At 73.4% G+C, this 1,158-nt stretch carries 1 protein-coding gene; it reads left to right on the top strand.

Annotation, left to right across the window (positions count from 1 at the left end; all coding sequences use genetic code 11):
• Positions 1-1,158 (top strand): polyketide synthase dehydratase domain-containing protein (locus ACZ47G_RS39645; protein WP_465751389.1); only part of this gene is annotated, 1,158 nt, incomplete at both ends.

Raw genomic sequence — 1,158 nt, 5'->3', positions numbered from 1 at the left:
ACCCACAACACCCCCACCACCACAACCACCAAAACCCCCACCCCCCACCACACCCCCCTCCCCACCTACCCCTTCCAACACCAGCACTACTGGCTGGACGCGGCGGCCGGGGCGGGCCTCGACGATGCCACGTCAGCCGGACTGGACGACGCCGCGCACCCGTTGCTCGCCGCCGTGGTGGAACTGCCCGAGAGCCAGGGCGTGGTGGCGACCGGCCGGATCGGCGTGGAGAGCCACCCCTGGCTGGCGGGGTACACACTTCAGGACACCACGGTCCTGCCGGCGGTGGCCGTGCTCGACCTCGTCCTGTCCACCGGGGACCGTCTGGGCCTGCACCACCTCGATGAACTCGCCCTGGACCGGCCGCTCGTCCTGCCGGAGGACGGCGGGGTCGATCTGCGCGTCCACGTGTCCGGCGCGGACGAGGACGGGAAGCACCCCGTCACCGTCCACACCCGACAGGCCGACGGCTGGACGCGCCGCGCCACCGGTGTGCTGAGCGCCTCGGGCGAGGCGGCCGAGACCGGCTCCGGCCGAGCCGCCGGGGTCGAGCCCGACCAGTCGGCCGAACGGCTCGCCGCGGCCGGGTACGACCACAGCGGGGCCTTCCGAACCATCCGCGGGCTCTCCGGCGGGCACATCGAGACAGCCCTTCCGGAGGAAGCCACCCCGGGCGGATTCGGGCTCCACCCGGCGCTGTTGGCTCCCGCGCTGGACGCCGTCCTGGCCGGTCAGTCAGGAGAGACGGCGTTCCCGCACCGGTTCACGGACGTGACACTGCACGCGACGGGCGCCGCCGCGGCCAGGATCCGGGTGACCGCCCAGTCCGACGGCACCCTGTCCGCCGGTGTGGCGGACACGACCGGAGCGCCCCTGCTCAGCATCGGCTCGGTCGCCAGCCGCGCGCTCACCGCGCCGGACCTGGCCGCCGCCCCGGGCGGTCCGCTCGACTCACCGCTGGTGGTGGAGTGGGTCCCCGTCACCACCGACACCACACCCACCACCACACCCACCACCCCCGACATCCTCATCGTCCACCCCCAGAACAACACCACCCCACTCCACGACCAGCTCACCGCCGCCCACCACACCGCCGAACACACCCTCACCCGCGTCCAGCAATGGCTCGCCCAGGACCGCACCGACAACGCCCACCTC

The organism is Kitasatospora sp. NPDC030952, from assembly GCF_055571335.1.
This window is presented reverse-complemented; position numbering and strand designations above follow the sequence as displayed.